General features: G+C 70.5%; 16 protein-coding genes. 8 read left to right on the top strand and 8 right to left on the bottom strand.

All coding sequences use genetic code 11. The annotated features are described in order from the left end of the window. Positions 1-142 precede the first annotated feature (142 nt). Complete coding sequence (locus tag ACWD5Q_RS17635; protein WP_451427909.1) at positions 143-2,158, top strand: sulfatase-like hydrolase/transferase; 2,016 nt, start codon at positions 143-145, stop codon at positions 2,156-2,158. 91 nt (positions 2,159-2,249) lie between these two features. Here ACWD5Q_RS17635 and dusB read toward each other — a convergent pair whose 3' ends face one another. Then, the gene (gene dusB / locus ACWD5Q_RS17630) at positions 2,250-3,470 is read right to left on the bottom strand and encodes a tRNA dihydrouridine synthase DusB (protein WP_451427908.1); all 1,221 of its coding nucleotides are present in this window, start codon (positions 3,468-3,470) and stop codon (positions 2,250-2,252) included. 152 nt (positions 3,471-3,622) lie between these two features. Here dusB and ACWD5Q_RS17625 point away from each other — a divergent pair, with 152 nt between their 5' ends. Next, positions 3,623-5,071 carry an MFS transporter gene (locus tag ACWD5Q_RS17625; protein ID WP_451427907.1) on the top strand — a complete coding sequence of 483 codons (1,449 nt, stop codon included), beginning with the start codon at positions 3,623-3,625 and terminating at the stop codon, positions 5,069-5,071. A gap of 174 nt (positions 5,072-5,245) precedes the next feature. Here the strand turns inward: ACWD5Q_RS17625 and ACWD5Q_RS17620 are convergent, their stop codons facing one another. Together ACWD5Q_RS17620 and ACWD5Q_RS17615 are read right to left on the bottom strand one after the other, a co-directional pair. Then, on the bottom strand, positions 5,246-5,857 hold the full coding sequence (locus ACWD5Q_RS17620) for a TetR family transcriptional regulator (RefSeq protein ID WP_451427906.1): 612 nt from the start codon (positions 5,855-5,857) through the stop codon (positions 5,246-5,248). A 26-nt stretch (positions 5,858-5,883) separates the two neighbouring features. Beyond that, positions 5,884-6,900, bottom strand: a complete 1,017-nt coding sequence (locus ACWD5Q_RS17615) for an aldo/keto reductase (RefSeq protein ID WP_451427905.1) — start codon at positions 6,898-6,900, stop codon at positions 5,884-5,886. A 213-nt stretch (positions 6,901-7,113) separates the two neighbouring features. Here ACWD5Q_RS17615 and ACWD5Q_RS17610 point away from each other — a divergent pair, with 213 nt between their 5' ends. Then, positions 7,114-8,166, top strand: a complete 1,053-nt coding sequence (locus ACWD5Q_RS17610; RefSeq protein ID WP_451427904.1) for a chitinase — start codon at positions 7,114-7,116, stop codon at positions 8,164-8,166. 180 nt (positions 8,167-8,346) lie between these two features. On the opposite strand, the gene ACWD5Q_RS17605 is transcribed toward ACWD5Q_RS17610, so the two are convergent. Further along, positions 8,347-9,729, bottom strand: coding sequence for a glycine--tRNA ligase (locus ACWD5Q_RS17605; RefSeq protein WP_451427903.1), 1,383 nt, complete (start codon positions 9,727-9,729; stop codon positions 8,347-8,349). Between the two features lie 196 nt (positions 9,730-9,925). Between ACWD5Q_RS17605 and ACWD5Q_RS17600 the strand changes: the two genes are divergently transcribed. The 4 genes from ACWD5Q_RS17600 (at position 9,926) to ACWD5Q_RS17585 (ending at position 13,116) form a co-directional block, all read left to right on the top strand. Further along, positions 9,926-10,885, top strand: coding sequence for a metal ABC transporter substrate-binding protein (locus ACWD5Q_RS17600; protein ID WP_451427902.1), 960 nt, complete (start codon positions 9,926-9,928; stop codon positions 10,883-10,885). Positions 10,886-10,902: 17 nt separating this feature from the next. Then, positions 10,903-11,667, top strand: a complete 765-nt coding sequence (locus tag ACWD5Q_RS17595) for a metal ABC transporter ATP-binding protein (protein ID WP_451427901.1) — start codon at positions 10,903-10,905, stop codon at positions 11,665-11,667. Further along, a complete protein-coding gene (locus ACWD5Q_RS17590; protein ID WP_451427900.1) occupies positions 11,667-12,569 on the top strand; it encodes a metal ABC transporter permease in 903 nt (300 codons plus the stop codon). Before ACWD5Q_RS17595 ends, ACWD5Q_RS17590 begins: the two co-directional genes overlap by 1 nt. Before the next feature lie 130 nt (positions 12,570-12,699). Continuing rightward, complete coding sequence (locus ACWD5Q_RS17585; RefSeq protein ID WP_451427899.1) at positions 12,700-13,116, top strand: Fur family transcriptional regulator; 417 nt, start codon at positions 12,700-12,702, stop codon at positions 13,114-13,116. 58 nt (positions 13,117-13,174) lie between these two features. Here ACWD5Q_RS17585 and ACWD5Q_RS17580 read toward each other — a convergent pair whose 3' ends face one another. The 4 genes from ACWD5Q_RS17580 to ACWD5Q_RS17565 all read right to left on the bottom strand — a co-directional run bounded on the left by ACWD5Q_RS17580 (position 13,175) and on the right by ACWD5Q_RS17565 (position 16,068). Then, entirely contained in the window at positions 13,175-14,017 is an 843-nt protein-coding gene (locus tag ACWD5Q_RS17580) for a glycosyltransferase family 2 protein (RefSeq protein WP_451427898.1), read from the bottom strand. Between the two features lie 102 nt (positions 14,018-14,119). Continuing rightward, entirely contained in the window at positions 14,120-14,971 is an 852-nt protein-coding gene (locus tag ACWD5Q_RS17575) for an isoprenyl transferase (protein WP_451427897.1), read from the bottom strand. Between the two features lie 62 nt (positions 14,972-15,033). After that, positions 15,034-15,780, bottom strand: a complete 747-nt coding sequence (gene recO, locus ACWD5Q_RS17570) for a DNA repair protein RecO (RefSeq protein WP_451427896.1) — start codon at positions 15,778-15,780, stop codon at positions 15,034-15,036. A 72-nt stretch (positions 15,781-15,852) separates the two neighbouring features. Beyond that, positions 15,853-16,068, bottom strand: coding sequence for a hypothetical protein (locus ACWD5Q_RS17565; RefSeq protein WP_311697374.1), 216 nt, complete (start codon positions 16,066-16,068; stop codon positions 15,853-15,855). 558 nt (positions 16,069-16,626) lie between these two features. Here ACWD5Q_RS17565 and ACWD5Q_RS17560 point away from each other — a divergent pair. Then, positions 16,627-17,628 carry a TIGR01777 family oxidoreductase gene (locus ACWD5Q_RS17560; protein ID WP_451427895.1) on the top strand — a complete coding sequence of 334 codons (1,002 nt, stop codon included), beginning with the start codon at positions 16,627-16,629 and terminating at the stop codon, positions 17,626-17,628. Positions 17,629-17,636 lie beyond the last annotated feature (8 nt).

Genomic DNA, 17,636 nt, shown 5'->3' with positions numbered 1-17,636 from the left:
GGGTTTGCCGGGTGTTTGCCGGGCGCTGAGGCGGCCGTGTTGAACGGAGGCCCGGGGCTGCCCGTACGGGATGACGACGGGCTCGGCCTCCCCAGCGGGGCCCGCCCCTCCATCACGGGCTTCGCACGGAAGGACCCTCGGGTTGCCTCTCAACACGCGCCAACGACAGACGCCGGACAAGGCCGGGGCGGTCACCGACGGGGTCCTGCCGGCGGAGGAGGAACGGCCGGAGGCGGAGGGGATACCGGCCGCAGACGAGCCGGACGGGCCGGACGGGCCGGACGGGCCAGGGCCGGACGGGCCAGGGCCGGACGGGCCGGACGGGCCCGACGCCGCTGCCGCGACGAGGGAGACCGCCCCCGCCGAAGGCGAAGTCACAGGCAAGAAAGCGGACACGCACGCCGGCAAGGCCATACCCGATGCCGGAGAAGAAGCGGCAGAAGGGGGAGGAGAGGCGGCAGCCGGTGCCCCGTCCCCCCGCTCCGGGCGGGGACGGCGGCTTCGCGCCTGGCAGGACGGTCACCCGGTGGCCGCCCGGGTCATCGGGATCAGCGTCACCGTGCTCGCCGGTCTGCTCGTCGTCGTCTCGTTCCTGCTGCCCAACCGGCCGGAGAACTTCCGGATCGCCGAGTTCACGCGGCTCCCGGTGGAGGCGCTCATCGGCGCCGTCGTGCTGACCGTGCTGCCCCGCCGGCCCCGGCTGATCGCGGCCTGGCTCGGCGGCGTCGTGCTCGGCGTGCTGACCGTGCTCAACCTGCTGGACATCGGCTTCTACCAGTATCTCGGCCGCGGCTTCAACATCATCCTCGACTGGTCGCTCCTCACCGACGCCTACGCCTACCTCCAGGACACGCTGGGCGGGGCGGGCGCGCTGGGCGTGCTGCTCGTGGCCCTCGCCATCACCGTCGTCGTGCTCGGCGTCTCGGCACTCGCCGTCGTCCGGCTGGGCAACCTGATGGCCCGGCATCGCGCCACCACCACCCGTGGCGTCCTCGTCCTGAGCATGGTGTGGATGACCTGCCAGGCCCTCAGCCTCCAGGTCGGCGGCGTGCCGCTGGCCGCCGAGCACACCGTCACGATGCTCCAGTACCGCTCCGACCGGATCCGGGAGACCGTCCGCGACGAGCGGGACTTCGCGAGGACCGCGAAGGTCGACGCGTTCGGCGGCACCCCGGGCTCCCAGCTCGTGCCCGATCTGCGCGGCAAGGACATGATCTTCACGTTCATCGAGAGCTACGGCCGCAGCGCCGTCGAGGATCCGATCATGGCACCCGGTGTCGACAGGACCCTCGACACCGACACCCAGGCCCTGGCGAAGGCGGGTTTCCACGCCAAGAGCGGCTGGCTGACCTCGGCGACCTACGGCGGCAGCAGCTGGCTCGGGCACTCCACGTTCATGTCGGGCCTGTGGATCAACAACCAGAACCGCTACCGCACCGTCAGCGCGAGCGACCATCTCACCCTCACCGAGGCGTTCAAGAAGACCGGCGCCTGGGACACGGTCGGCATCATGCCGGGTGTGCAGAAGGGCTGGCCGGAGGCGAAGTGGTACGGCCTCGACAAGGTCTACAACGCCTTCCAGATGGGCTACAAGGGCCCGAAGTTCAGCTGGTCGACGATGCCGGACCAGTACGCGCTGGAGCAGTTCCAGAAGCGGGAGCACGGCAGGAAGCGGGACAAGCCGCTGATGTCGTTCGTCATCCTGACCTCCAGCCACCAGCCCTGGGCGCCCATCCCGAAGATGGTCGGCTGGGACCGGCTCGGCAACGGCTCGGTGTTCGACGCCATCCAGAAGGCGGGCAACAATCCGGCGGACATCATCGCCGACTCCACCCGCTCGAAGGAGGAGTACGGCAAGACCATCCAGTACTCGGTGACCGCCCTGACCCAGTGGCTGGAGCGCTACGGCAACGACAACACGGTCCTCGTCTTCCTCGGCGACCACCAGCCGATGGCCCGGGTCAGCGGCAACCACGCCAGCCGTGACGTGCCGTGCGCGATCGTCGCCAAGGACCCGAAGGTGTTCGACAAGATCGCCGGCTGGGGCTGGTCGGACGGCCTGCGGCCCGCGCACAACGCGCCGGTGTGGAAGATGAGCGCCTTCCGCGACCGCTTCCTGACGGCGTACGGCTCGACCCCGCACCCGTCGAAGGGCTGACCCGCCAGGGGGCCGAGCCCCGCCCCACCCGGGGACCGTGCCCGGCCCGCGGGTCACGCCCTGGACGCAGCCCTCGGATTCCGCCCCGGATTCAGCCCCCGGACGTGTCCAGTTCCGCGTCCTCGCCGATGCCCGCGCAGTCGTACGGGTCCTTGAGCCAGCCGTCCGGCAGCACCACCCGGTTGTTGCCGGACGTCCGGCCGCGCGGCCCGTCGGCACCGGCCGGCCAGGGCTGGCCGAGGTCCAGTTCGTCGAGGCCGGCCCGCAGTTCCTGGAGCGAGGAGGTGACCGCGAGCCGCTTGCGCATCTCCGAGCCGACCGAGAAGCCCTTCAGGTACCAGGCCACGTGCTTGCGGAAGTCGATGACTCCACGCGACTCGTCGCCGATCCACTCGCCGAGCAGGGTGGCGTGCCGGACCATGATGTCGGCCACTTCGCGCAGGGCGGGCCGCGCCCGGTCTCCCGTCCGCCCCTCGAAGGCCGCCACCAGGTCCGCGAACAGCCACGGCCGCCCCAGGCAGCCCCGGCCGACGACGACCCCGTCGCAGCCCGTCTCGCGCACCATGCGCAGCGCGTCCTCGGCCGACCAGATGTCGCCGTTGCCGAGCACGGGGATCTCCGGCACATGCTCCTTCAGCCGTGCGATCGCGTCCCAGTCGGCCGTGCCGCCGTAGTGCTGCGCGGTGGTGCGGCCGTGCAGCGCGATGGCCGTCACGCCCTCCTCGACGGCGATGCGGCCGGCGTCCAGGTAGGTGAGGTGGTCGTCGTCGATGCCCTTGCGCATCTTCATGGTGACCGGGAGGTCACCGGCTCCGCTGACGGCCTCGCGCAGGATCGCCCGCAGCAGGTTCCGCTTGTACGGCAGCGCGGACCCGCCGCCCTTGCGGGTCACCTTGGGTACCGGGCAGCCGAAGTTCAGGTCGATGTGGTCGGCCAGGTCCTCCTCCGCGATCATGCGGACGGCCTTGCCCACGGTCGCCGGGTCGACGCCGTACAACTGGATCGAGCGCGGCTGCTCACTCGCGTCGAACTTGATGAGCTGCATGGTCTTGTCGTTGCGCTCGACCAGCGCCCGGGTCGTGATCATCTCGCTCACGAACAGGCCCTTGCCGCCGCTGAACTCCCGGCACAGCGTGCGGAACGGCGCGTTCGTGATCCCGGCCATGGGCGCGAGCACGACGGGCGGCAGCACGGCGTGCGGACCGATCCGCAGCGCGGAGTCCGCCGGCTTCGCCGAGTCTTTCGGGTCCGCCGAGTCCTTCGGGTCCGCCGGGTCCGCCGTGTTCGTCGGGGTCATCGTGGGCGTGGGCATTTCCCCATTGTCACGCACGCCGACGGGTCCGCGGCACGGTGTTTCCGATGACCGTGCCATGGCCACCGCGATGACGACGCCCTACGCGATCCGGTGACCATGAGGCAGTCATTAGTTAACCGCACTATCGAAATCGGCGTACGATGGATCACATGCCCGAGCTGAGCCGCCGCCGGCGTCTTCTGGTGCTCGCGATCTGCTGTATGAGCCTGCTGATCGTGAGCCTCGACAACACCGTCCTGAACGTCGCCCTGCCCTCGATGCAGCGCGAACTGCACGCGACCACCTCAGGGCTGCAGTGGACCATCGACGCCTACACGCTGGTCCTGGCCTCGCTGCTGATGCTCGCGGGCTCCACGGCCGACCGGATCGGCCGCAAGCGCGTCTTCATGGCGGGCCTCGTCATCTTCAGCGCTGGCTCGCTGCTGTGCTCCCTCGCCCCGAACCTGGAACTGCTGGTCGCATTCCGCATGGTGCAGGCGATCGGCGGCTCGATGCTCAACCCGGTCGCCATGTCGATCATCACCAACACCTTCACCGAAGCCCGGGAGCGGGCCCGCGCGATCGGGGTGTGGGGTGCCGTGGTCGGTATCTCGATGGCCGCGGGCCCGCTGGTCGGCGGACTGCTGGTGGACTCGGTCGGCTGGCGCTCGATCTTCTGGGTCAACCTGCCGGTCGGCCTCGCCGCGCTCCTGCTCACCCTGCGCTTCGTCCCCGAGTCCCGGGCGCCCAAGGCGCGCCGCCCCGACCCACTCGGCCAGGTGCTCGTCATCGCCCTGTTCGGCTCGCTGACCTACGCGATCATCGAGGCCCCGGACTCCAGCGCCACCCGTGTCGCACCCTTCGCGGCCCTCGCGCTCGTGGCCCTGCTCGCCCTGCTCTGGTACGAGCCCCGACGCGCCGAACCCCTCATCGACCTGCGCTTCTTCCGCTCGGCGCCGTTCAGCGGGGCCACGGTGATCGCGATCAGCGCGTTCGCGGGCCTGGGCGGCTTCCTCTTCCTGTCCACCCTGTACCTGCAGAACGTACGCGGCCTGGACGCCCTGCACGCGGGCCTGTGGATGCTCCCGATGGCGGCCCCGACCTTCCTGTGCGCGCCCCTGTCCGGGCGCCTGGTCGGCAGCCGCGGCCCGCGGCTGCCGCTGCTGATCGCGGGCTGTGCGATCACCGCGAGCGCCGTGCTGTTCGCGGCGTTCGAGGCGGAGACGTCGAACGTCACGCTCGTCGTCGGCTACGTCCTGTTCGGCATCGGCTTCGGCTTCGTCAACGCCCCCATCACCAACACCGCCGTCTCCGGCATGCCCCGCGCCCAGGCCGGGGTCGCCGCCGCCGTCGCCTCCACCAGCCGCCAGCTCGGCCAGACCCTCGGTGTCGCGGTGGTCGGCGCGCTGCTGGCCGCGGGCGTGGGCTCCGGGTCGTACAAGGACACCTTCGTCTCCGCCTCCCGTCCCGGCTGGTGGGTCCTGACCGTGTGCGGTGTCGCGGTGCTGTCCCTGGGCGCCCTGACGACGGGCCGCTGGGGCCGCCGGACGGCGGAACGCGCGACGGAACGCCTCCAGGAGGCCGACGTACGCGAAGCCGCCAAAGTGAGCGCCCCGTAAGGGGCGCGTGGCCGCCCCGGGCCTTCACCAACTCCGGACCGTCGCTCTTGTCGCGCCGTCGGCGCTGACGGCCGAGCGGAGTGTGTGGAGGATGTGGGCCACAGGCGACCCGAACAAGCCCCGGTCGCGCGTACCGGCGTGGCCCACATCCGCCAATCGCGCGGTCAACGGGGCCTAGAGGGTCTTGGAGGGGGTGGTCGTTCGCAGGCCGCGTAGCAGGAGGTCCACCACCGCGTCGAACTCCGCCTCGATCCCGGGGCGCCCCCACTCCGCCGCGTAGGCGGGGTCGTGGAACCGTCCCGTCGCGTGGAAGACCGCCCGGGCCGTGACCGCCGGGTCGGCGGCCGTCGTGAACGCGCCGCGTGCGGCACCGTCGCGGAGGATCTCCGTGAGCTGGGCGGTGAGGTCAGCGATGTGCTGGTCCACCACCCGGCTGTTCTCCCCGGTCAGCACGGTGAACGTGGCGAACAGCTCCGGGTCGTCGCCCGCCTTGTGCCGCTTGGCCTCGAACAGGGCCGACAGCCACTCGCGCAGCCGCGTCTCCGGATCGCCGTCCTGCGCGACGATCCCGGCGAGGGTGCCGGACGCGCGGTCCAGCCACCGCTGGGTGACCGCCTCGCGCAGCGCCGCCTTGGTACGGAAGTGGCGGTACACGCTGCCGTGGCTGACGCCGAGCGCGCGGGCCACGTCCACCACGGTGGCCTTGGCCGGGCCGTGGCGGCGCAGCGCCTCCTCGGTCGCCTCGAGGATGCGCTCGGCGGTCAGGCGCTCGGTGGTCGGTGACATGTCTCAGACCGTACCCGGCGGCACGGTCAGTGCTCGCTGTCGAGGTGGGACATCTGCGTCTCGGGGTAGCGGGCGCCGGCCGCCGCGTCCGCCGGTACGGCCGCCTCGATGGCTGCCAGGTCCGCCTCGTCCAGGGTCACGTCGAGGGCGCCGAGCGCCTCGGACAGCCGGTCCCGGGTGCGGGCGCCGATCAGCGGCACGATGTCCGCGCGGTACCGAGGGCCCCGCGAGAGCACCCAGGCGATCGCGAGTTGTGCGACGCTCACGCCCTTCTGCTCGGCGATCGTGCGCAGCGCATCGACCAGGGCGAGGTTGTGGTCGAGGTTGGCGCCCTGGAAGCGGGGCGAGAAGGCGCGGAAGTCGTTCGCGCCGAGCTGCCGGTCGCGGCTGAAGTGGCCGGAGATCAGACCGCGGGAGAGCACTCCGTACGCGGTGACGGCGATGCCCAGCTCGCTGACGGTGGGCAGGATGCGGTCCTCGATGCCACGCGAGATCAGCGAGTACTCGATCTGGAGGTCCGCGATGGGGGCGGTGGCCGCGGCCCGGCGGATGGTGTCGGCGCCGACCTCGCTGAGGCCGATATGGCGGACGTGCCCCTTCTCGACGAGTTCGGCGATCGCGCCGACCGTGTCCTCGATCGGGACGTCGGGGTCGAGGCGGGCGATGCGGTAGACGTCGATGTGGTCGACACCGAGGCGCTGGAGCGAGTACGCGGCGAAGTTCTTGACGGCGGCGGGGCGGCCGTCGTATCCGCTCCAGCCTCCGTCGGGGTCGCGGAGGGCGCCGAACTTGACGCTGACCAGCGCCTGTTCGCGGCGGGCGGCGGGAGCGGCGCGCAGGGCCTCGCCGACCAGCATCTCGTTGTGACCCATGGCGTAGAAGTCGCCGGTGTCGAGCAGGGTCACGCCCGCTTCCAGGGCGGCGTGGATGGTGGCGATGGACTCGGTCCGGTCGGCGTCGCCGTAGAGGGCGGACATGCCCATGCAGCCGAGGCCGAGGGCGGAGACCTGGGGGCCGGTGGTCCCGAGCTGAAGGGTGCGCATGAAAACTCCCTGGTTTCGCTTTGAGCGTGCGCCCAGCATGGCATGACAAGTGACAGATTTCAATATCTGTCACTTGATACCCGTCACCCACCGCCCGCTGCCGTCATCCCCCGCACCGCATCGGCGATTTGGTCCAGACCTATTGACGAGAGGTCTGGACCAGCGCACTGCCATGCCTACGACACCTCACCGCACCCCCACCGGGAGGCCCGTATGATCCGCCACAGGCTCCGCCTGCTCGCCGTCGCCCTGACGGCGGCGGTCCTCGCCCCGCTCTCGGTCGCGACCGCCCCCACCGCGTCCGCGGCCGACACCTGCGCCGTGAAGTCCCGCCCGTCCGGCAAGGTCCTCCAGGGCTACTGGGAGAACTGGGACGGCTCCTCGAACGGGGTCCACCCGCCCTTCGGCTGGACCCCGATCACCGACTCCCGTATCGCCGCGCACGGCTACAACGTGATCAACGCGGCGTTCCCGGTCATCCGCTCCGACGGCACCGCGCTGTGGGAGGACGGCATGGACGCGGGGGTGAAGGTGGCGACCCCCGCGGAGATGTGCGCGGCGAAGGCGGCGGGGCAGACGATCCTGCTGTCCATCGGCGGGGCCACCGCGGGCATCGACCTCAGCTCGACGGCCGTCGCGGACAGGTTCGTCTCGACGATCGTCCCGATCCTGAAGACGTACAACTTCGACGGCATCGACATCGACATCGAGACGGGCCTGGTCGGCAGCGGGAACATCGGCCAACTGTCCACGTCCCAGGCCAACCTGATCCGCATCATCGACGGGGTGCTGGCCCGGATGCCGTCGAACTTCGGCCTGACGATGGCCCCGGAGACGGCGTACGTCACCGGCGGCAGCGTCACCTACGGCTCGATCTGGGGCGCGTATCTGCCGGTCATCAAGAAGTACGCGGACAACGGCCGGCTGTGGTGGCTCAACATGCAGTACTACAACGGCAGCATGTACGGCTGCTCCGGCGACTCCTACGCGGCGGGCACGGTGGCGGGCTTCGTGGCACAGACGGACTGCCTGAACCAGGGGCTGACCGTCCAGGGCACGACGGTCAAGGTGCCCTACGACAAGCAGGTCCCGGGCCTGCCCGCCCAGTCCGGAGCGGGCGGCGGCTACATGTCACCGTCCCTGGTCTCCCAGGCGTGGCGGCACTACGGCACGAGTCTGAAGGGCCTGATGACCTGGTCCGTCAACTGGGACGGCTCGAAGAACTGGACCTTCGGCGACAACGTCAGGGCGCTCCAGGGCCGCTGAGGCCGCCGGTGAGCGCTCTGCCGCGCCACCGGCGCGAGCAGCCGCCGCCACGCCGGTGAGGCGTCGACGAGAGACGGGACGACGAAGCCCCCGGTTCCCCCGTGCGGGGGGAACCGGGGGCTTCCCGGACGGCTTCCGCGCCTCGGCGCGGATCGGTGGCCGGCTGCGCGTACGCGGCGCTCAGCTGCCGATCAGTCGGCCCGCGAGGTAGCCCTCGATCTGGTCCAGCGACACGCGCTCCTGCTTCATCGAGTCGCGCTCACGCACCGTCACCGCGTTGTCCTCGAGCGTGTCGAAGTCGACCGTCACGCAGTACGGCGTGCCGATCTCGTCCTGGCGGCGGTAGCGGCGGCCGATGGCACCCGCGTCGTCGAACTCGATGGTCCAGTTCTTGCGCAGCGCCTGGGCCAGCCCCTTGGCCTTCGGGGACAGCTCCGGGTTGCGGGACAGCGGCAGGACCGCGACCTTCACCGGCGCCAGGCGGTGGTCCAGGCGCAGCACCGTGCGCTTCTCCATCTTGCCCTTGGCGTTCGGGGCCTCGTCCTCGACGTAGGCGTCCAGCAGGAACGCCAGCATCGCGCGGCCGACACCCGCCGCGGGCTCGATGACGTACGGGGTCCAGCGCTCGCCGGCCTCCTGGTCGAAGTACGACAGGTCCTGGCCCGACGCCTTGGAGTGCGCGTTCAGGTCGTAGTCCGTGCGGTTGGCGACGCCCTCCAGCTCACCCCACTCGTTGCCGCCGAACTGGAAGCGGTACTCGATGTCGGCGGTGCGCTTGGAGTAGTGGGAGAGCTTCTCCTTCGGGTGCTCGTACCAGCGCATGTTCTCCTCGCGCAGACCGAGACCCGTGTACCAGTTCCAGCGCTCCTGCATCCAGTACTCCTGCCACTTCTCGTCCTCGCCCGGCTTGACGAAGAACTCCATCTCCATCTGCTCGAACTCGCGGGTGCGGAAGATGAAGTTGCCCGGCGTGATCTCGTTGCGGAACGACTTGCCCATCTGCGCGATGCCGAACGGCGGCTTGCGGCGCGAGGTCTGCTGGACCTGGGCGAAGTTGGTGAAGATGCCCTGCGCGGTCTCCGGGCGCAGGTAGGCGATGGAGCCGCTGTCCTGTGTCGGGCCGAGGTGGGTGGAGAGCAGGCCCGAGAACTGCTTGGGCTCGGTGAACATGCCCTTGTTGCCGCAGTTCGGGCAGTTGATGTCCGCGAGACCGTTCTCCGGCAGACGGCCGTGCTTGGCCTCGTAGGCCTCCTCCAGGTGGTCGGCGCGGAAGCGCTTGTGGCAGGAGGTGCACTCGGTGAGCGGGTCGGTGAAGGTGGCGACGTGACCGGAGGCCACCCAGACCTCGGTCGCCAGGATCACCGACGAGTCGATACCGACGACGTCCTCGCGGGACGTGACCATGTAGCGCCACCACTGGCGCTTGATGTTCTCCTTGAGCTCGACACCCAGCGGTCCGTAGTCCCAGGCGGCGCGCTGACCGCCGTAGATCTCGCTGGAGGGGAATACGAAGCCACGGCGCTTGCTCAGGCTGACGATGGTGTCGATCTTGTCGGCGGCCACGGTGCTCTCTTCATTACGACGACGGGCGACGAAGCGACTGCTTCAGAGCATTGCTTCAGAGCGAATGCTTCAGGTTACCGGCGGGGACTCCCCTCCAATCAAATCGGTGGGGCACCTGACGCGGGTCCCCGGGTCTGTCGAGCCGTTACCGGGGGATTGTTGACAACGGTTTCCATGTTTGTTGAAAATGACTGTCATGAACGTACGACGACGCCTCATACCCGGCACCGCGCTCGCCGCAGTCACCGCGCTGGGCCTCGGAGCCCTCTCCGCCTGCTCCGCCACCGGTGCCGCCGCCGGCAACACCGGGAAGTTCGACGTCGTCGCGTCGTTCTATCCGATGGCCTTCCTCGCCGAGCAGATCGGCGGGAGCCACGTCCATGTCACCAGTCTCACCCAGCCCGGCCAGGAGCCGCACGACCTGGAGATCAGCGCCCGGCAGACCGCGCAGCTCCAGGAGTCCGACGCGGTGCTCTATCTGAAGAACCTCCAGCCCTCCGTCGACGACGCGGTCGCCCAGTCCGAGATCAAGACGAAGATCGACGCGGCCTCCCTGACCACGCTGGAGGAGCACGGCAACGAGGTCGGCGGCCACGCGGCCCAGCACGACACCCACCAGGGCGAGGAGTCCGGCGGCAAGGACCCCCACATCTGGCTCGACCCGGTGCGCTACGCCCAGGTCGCCCAGGGCGTCGGCAAGGCCTTCGAGAAGGCGGACCCGAAGCACGCGGCCGACTACGCGAAGAACACCGCGGCCCTGGTCAAGAAGCTCCACGACCTCGACGCGCAGTACGCGAGCGGGCTGCGCAGCACCAAGAGCAAGGTCTTCATCACCACCCACGCCGCCTTCGGCTACCTCGCCGAGCGCTACGGCCTCACCGAGGAGGCGATCAACGGCCTGGACCCGGAGTCCGAGCCCAGCGCGGCGCGGGTACGGGAACTCGAGACCTTGGCGAAGGCCGACGGCGTCTCCACGGTCTTCTACGAGACACTCGTCAGCGACAAGACCGCGAAGACCGTCGCCCAGGACGCGCACCTGCGGACGGACGTCCTCGACCCGATCGAGGGCATCACCGCCAAGTCCCGCGGCAGCGACTACTTCCAGGTCATGGAGTCCAACCTCAAGGCCCTGCAGACAGCTCTGGGGGCCAAGTGACACCGGAGGGTGCTGCCATGAGCGAGCCCGTCATACGCCTGCGCGGCGTACGCGCCGACCTGGGCTCGCGCCCCGTCCTGCGCGGCATCGACCTGACCGTGCACCGCGGTGAGGTCGTCGCGCTGCTCGGTGCCAACGGATCGGGCAAGTCGACGGCCGTACGCACCATCATCGGCCAGGTGCCGACGAACGCCGGCGAGATCGAGCTGTTCGGCACCCCGCGCCGCGGCTTCCGCGACTGGCGGCGCATCGGGTACGTGCCGCAGCGCACCACGGCCGCGGGCGGTGTGCCCGCCACGGTGACCGAGGTGGTCTCCTCCGGCCGGCTCTCCCGGACCCGCTTCGGCATCCTGCGCAGGGCCGACCACGAGGCCGTGCGACGCGCCCTGGAGCTGGTCGGCATGGCGGACCGGGCCAAGGACTCCGTCGACGCGCTCTCCGGCGGCCAGCACCAGCGTGTGCTGATCGCCCGCGCCCTCGCCTCCGAGCCCGAACTGCTGATCATGGACGAGCCGATGGCGGGCGTCGACCTGGCGAGCCAGGAGGTGCTCGCGCGGACGCTGGAGGGACAGGTCGCCTCCGGCACGACCGTGCTGCTGGTGCTGCACGAACTCGGGCCCCTGGAACCGCTGATCGACCGGGCGGTGGTCCTGCGCGACGGCTGCGTCCTGCACGACGGGCCGCCCCCGAGGGCCGTGGGCCAGCACGCCCTGCCAGGCCACGACCATGTGCACCCGCACGACGTGGGCGCCGAATCGATCCGTACGGGACTGCTGAGCTGATGGACTTCCTGAACTTCGCCTTCATGCAGCGGGCCCTGCTCGCGGCCGTCCTGGTCGGCATCACCGCGCCGGCCGTCGGGATCTACCTCGTGCAGCGCCGCCAGGCCCTGATGGGCGACGGCATCGGCCACGTGGCCATGACGGGCGTCGGCCTCGGCTTCCTGCTGTCCACCTCCCCCGTGTGGATGGCGACGGCCGTCTCGGTCGTCGGCTCCGTCCTGATGGAGCTGATCCGCTGGTACGGCAGGACGCGCGGCGACATCGCCCTCGCGATGCTGTTCTACGGCGGCATGGCCGGCGGCGTGATGTTCATCAACCTCGCTCCGGGCGGCTCCAACGCCAACCTGACGTCGTACCTGTTCGGATCGCTGTCCACGGTCTCGTCGTCGGACGTCGTCGCGATCTGCCTGCTCGCCGCCTTCGTCGTCCTGGTCACCCTCGGTCTGCGCCGCCAGCTCTTCGCGGTCAGCCAGGACGAGGAGTTCGCCCGGGTGACGGGCCTGCCGGTGCGGGCGCTGAACCTGCTGACGGCGGTCACGGCGGCGGTGACAGTGACGGTCGCGATGCGCGTGGTCGGTCTGCTGCTGGTGTCCGCCCTGATGGTGGTCCCGGTGGCGGCGGCACAGCAACTCGGCCGCAGCTTCGCGGCGACCTTCGCGATCGCGGTCGCCATCGGGGTGACCGTGGCCCTCGGCGGCACGATCACCTCGTACTACCAGGACGTGCCGCCCGGCGCGACGATCGTGCTGCTGACGATCGCCGCGTTCATCGCGCTCACCGCGCTGGCGACTCCGCTGGCCCGGCGACGCGCGCGGGCACGGGCCGCCGCGCGGTCCGCCCCGGACCCGCTGGAGTGCTCGATTCCGGCCAACCGGAAGGCGACCGACGAGGTCGGAGTCTGACCGCGCCCGGCCCGAACTGGCACAATGGGCCCGGCAAGGCGCAGACGTGAGCCGTGAGAACCGAAGGGGCGCGCCGGTACCGGCTCGAAGCGTCCCGCAGGCGAGCGAGGCCATCTAGAAGGAGGCAACGGTGACGACCGCCGGCCAGCCCGTACGGGGACGATCCACGCGCCAGCGTGCCGCCGTGGCTGCGGCACTCGACGAGGTCGACGAGTTCCGCAGCGCGCAGGAACTCCACGACATGCTCAAGCACAAGGGTGACTCGGTCGGGCTCACCACCGTCTACCGCACCCTGCAGTCCCTCGCCGAGGCCGGCGAGGTCGACGTCCTGCGCACCTCCGAGGGCGAGTCGGTCTACCGCCGCTGCTCGACGGGCGAGCACCACCACCACCTCGTGTGCCGCGTCTGCGGCAAGGCCGTCGAGGTCGAGGGCCCGGCGGTGGAGAAGTGGGCGGAGGCGATCGCCGCGGAGCACGGCTACGTCAACGTCGCCCACACGGTGGAGATCTTCGGCACCTGCGCGGACTGCGCGGCGGCCGGGACCTGAGCCGAGGTGCCGGTGCCGGGCCGCCGCTGCGGGACCCCGGCTCCCGGCCGCTTCGCGCTCAGACCCCCAGGCGGCTGGTGAAGTGTGCCGGCGCCGGCGGGCCGCCCGACGGCATCGGCCTGCGGACCGTGCTGAACAGCCGGGCCAGGAGGGCCGAGCGGCCCTCGTCCGCCGTGTTCGGCGCGAGAGCGGCCACCCCCGCCTGGAGCCACTGGTCCCAGTCCGGCCGGTCCGCCGAGTCCAGGCGCCCGTAGGCCTCGGCCATGTCCAGGATCCTGGTGCCTATCTCCGTCGCCATCGAGCCCCCGTGGAAGCGGAAACGGCTGCCGATGACACCGAGATGACACACGTTCACCTGCCCGCCGGACAGGGCGAGGGAGATGTTGAGAAAGGTCTCGACACCGAAGTCCGGCGGGAGCGGGGCAGCGCGCAGCAGACGGGTGCGGACGGCACGGTACCCCGTGAGGGCGTTGGCCCCGTGGAAGCCGACCTCCGGGAAGAACCGGGCGGTGAGCGGCTCGTAGATGGTGAACGTGGACGCCAGGATGGTGCCCGGATAGTCGTACTCGTAGTCGCCGACCACATGGTCCGCCGTGCCGCCGGCCGCGGTCTCGCGGAGCAGCGCGGCCACATTCCGTTCCGACGTGACAAGGTCGGCGTCGAGGAAGCACGTCCACTCGCTGTCCACCGCCGACACCGCCAGCTGCATGGCCGCGCCCTTGCCGAGCGGACCGCTGAGCACCTCCGCACCGGCCCGGCGTGCCCGCCGCGCCGTGTCGTCGGTCGACCCGCTGTCCACGACCAGCACACGGTCGCCGGGCCGCGCGGCCGCGAGGGCCTGGCTGACGATCGTGGCCACCGTGGCCTCTTCGTTGTGCGCAGGAATCACGAAAGCGAACAAGCCGAACTCCCGTAGAAGCGAGCAGTCGCCCATGATCTTAATCGCACACGCGCACGCCCTGTTGCCGCCCGAAGCGGCACCGCCGTCTCGGCGGCGCGGTGGCTACGAGGTGGCCGGCCGGCCCCGCATGTCCCGTTCCATGGCCAGCAGTTCCTCGTTCGGGATCGCCCCGCCGAAGCGGCGGTCGCGGGAGGCGAACTCCACGCACGCCCGCCACAGGTCGCGGCGGTCGAAGTCCGGCCACAGCACGTTCTGGAAGACCATCTCGGCGTACGCGCTCTGCCAGATCAGGTAGTTGGAGGTGCGCTGCTCGCCGCTCGGCCGCAGGAACAGGTCCACATCCGGCATGTCCGGGTAGTAGAGGTACTTCGTGAGGGTCTTCTCCGTGATCTTCGCGGGGTCGAGCCGGCCGGCCTTCACGTCCTCGGCCATGGCCTGCGCCGCGTCCGCGATCTCGGCGCGGCCGCCGTAGTTCATGCAGAAGTACAGCGTGAGCCGGTCGTTGTCCCTGGTCTGCTCCTGGGCGACCTGGAGTTCCTTGGCCACCGACTTCCACAGCTTGGGCATCCGGCCCACCCAGCGCACCCGGATGCCGAGCTCGTCGAGCTGGTCGCGGGTCTTGCGGATGAAGTCACGGTTGAAGTTCATGAGGAAGCGCACCTCGTCCGGTGAGCGCTTCCAGTTCTCGGTGGAGAACGCGTACAGCGAGATGTTCCCGACGCCCATCTCGATCGCGCCCTGCAGCACGTCCAGCACGCGCTCGGCGCCGACCTTGTGCCCCTCGGTGCGCGGCTGCCCGCGCTCCTTGGCCCACCGGCCGTTCCCGTCCATCACGATCGCCACATGGGTCGGGACCAGCTCGCCCGGAAGCTTCGGCGGACGAGCCCCGGACGGGTGCGGCTCCGGCGTCCTGTACTCGCGGCGCTGACGGCCCAGGAACCCGCGTACGGCCATGTGCTTCTCGCTCCTCGATCTGCTGTCGCTGTGACTGTCTGACCTGTTGTCGCTGTGACTGTCTACTGTTCCACGTACCGAAGCGAGCGCAGTCCGCGCTCCAGGTGCCAGTGCAGATACGCCGACACCAGTCCGCTGCCCTCCCGGGCGTACCGCGGCTCGCACGCGTCCGCGGTCTCCCAGTCTCCCGTCAGCAGCGCGCCGAGCAGTTCCAGGGCGCGCGGCGAGGGTACGACGCTGCCGGGCACCCGGCAGTCACCGCACACGACGCCGCCCGAGGCCACCGAGAAGAACCGGTTCGGTCCGGGCATGCCGCACTTCGCGCAGTCGCTGAAGCTGGGCGCGTAGCCGTTGACGGCGAGGGAGCGCAGCAGGAAGGCGTCCAGGACCAGATGCGGCGCGTGCTCACCCCGGGCCAGGGTGCGCAGGCCGCCGACGAGCAGCAGATACTGCTGGACCGCCGGCTCCCCCTCGTGATCGGTGAACCGCTCGGCGGTCTCCAGCATGGCGGTCCCGGCGGTGTAGCGCGCGTAGTCCGCGACGATCCCGCTCCCGTACGGAGCGATGGTCTCGCTCTGCGTGCACAGCGGCAGTCCGCGCCCCACCAGTTCACCGCCGCGCGCGAAGAACTGCACGTCCACATGCGAGAAGGGTTCCAGCCGGGCCCCGAACTTCGACTTGGTGCGGCGCACCCCACGGGCCACCGCCCGTACCCGTCCGTGCCCCCGCGTGAGCAACGTGATGATCCGGTCCGCCTCACCCAGTTTCTGGGTGCGCAGCACGATGCCGTCGTCGCGGAACAGACTCATGGCCCCCATTCTCGCCTACGGCGGGCGCTCTCCAGGCCCGCCGGGCCACTTCCGGACACGGGCACCCGTCGGTCACGGCACCTCGCCACGGCTGCGGGCGTTGGCGTACGCGGTCGCGGCGCGCAGGCGCTCCGCCGGGGTCGCGGGGCGCACGGCCTCCGGCTCCACGTCCCACTCCTTGCCTCCGCCGTACGGTCTCAGCTGGACGTACGGCCCCTCGTGCCCCATCACGACGCCCACCCTTCCACTGCGGACGTCGACGGCGTACGAACCGATCGGCGGCTTCATCCCACCTCCGGAGCCCGCTGTGCGCGTAGGGCCGCCGGTACTTCCTTCACCGTGTCCTCCGCTCTTCGACGCTGCGCGCCGAGTGTCGTCCCCCGAGTGATACGTGTACTGCAGCCACCGTGCTCCCCGCTCCCTTCGACTTTTACCCTTCGCATCCCCATGGTGACGCTCTGCATCTACACTTGACAGGTGTCTGTGCGCTACAAGTGCGGGGCACCAGGGATTCGTCGGGCCGGAGCCAACGGTTCACGCCGGGCGGCGCGGGAGTTCTCCGGCTCGGCGGCGCGGACGGAGTTCATCCGTACGGTGAGGGCCGAGTCAAGGGTCGGCCGCAGGCCGATCGGCGCAGCCGACGCGAAGTGGAGCGCAGCGCAACGCAGCGCCCTTTACTCGGCCCGCGCAAGCACGACACTGGCAAAGAAGCGGGCGGCCCTCACCGCCACATCACCGCCAAGCCCCCACCCCAGCCAACCCCCGCCCCACCTACGCCAGCCCCCTCTTTTGAACATGTTCAAATCTGAGCTAGGCTCGACTCCACCACTGAGGGGGAGAGGTCGGATGAAGATCGTGATACCCGGGGGAACCGGGCAGGTGGGTACGATCCTGAACCGCGCGCTGACCGCCGCCGGGCACGAGGTCGTGGTGCTGAGCAGGCGGCCGGCGCACCAGGGTGAAGTCCGGTGGGACGGAAAGACCCTGGGCCCGTGGGCCGAGGCGCTCGACGGCAGCGACGTCGTGGTGAACCTGGCCGGTCGCAGCGTCAGCTGCCGCTACACCGCCGACAACTTGCAGGCCATGATGGGCTCGCGCGTGGACTCCGCCCGGGTCGTGGGCGAGGCGATCGCGGCGGCCGCCCGGCCTCCCCGCGTCTGGCTGCAGATGAGCACGGCCACGATCTACGCCCACCGCTTCGACGCACCCAACGACGAGGAGACCGGTGTCCTCGGAGGGACCGAAGCCGCCGTCCCGGGCTACTGGGCCTTCAGCGTCGACATCGCCAAAGCCTGGGAGCGGGAACAGGAGAAGGCCGGCACTCCGGCCACCCGCAAGGTCGCCCTGCGCTCCGCGATGGTGATGAGCCCCGATCGAGGGGGCGTCTTCGACGTCCTGTTGCGGCTGGCGCGGCTCGGGCTCGGCGGACCGGTGGCGGGCGATGCCCAGTACGTGTCGTGGATCCATGACCATGACTTCGTCCGCGCGGTGGAGTTCCTGGTCGACCGGGACGACATCGCCGGACCGGTGAATCTCGCCGCGCCCGAGCCGGTGCCGCAGCGCATGCTCATGCGCGCGCTGCGCGCTGCGTGGGGTGTCCCGGTGGGCCTGCCCGCGACGAAGTGGATGGCCGAACTCGGTGCGTTCGTGCTGCGCTCGGACACCGAACTGCTGCTCAAGAGCCGCCGGGTCGTTCCAGGCCGTCTGCTGACAGCGGGCTTCACCTTCGACCACCCGCTCTGGCCGGAAGCCGCCATCGACCTCGTCCACCGCCTACGCGGGCGCGAAAGCGACCAACGTCACCACCACGGCCACCACGGCCACCACGGCCACCACGGCCACGCTTAAAGCCCGTT

Source organism: Streptomyces sp. NPDC002513 (genome assembly GCF_053595355.1).
The sequence above is the reverse complement of the archived record's forward strand: the minus strand, read 5'-3'. Positions and strand labels throughout refer to the sequence as shown.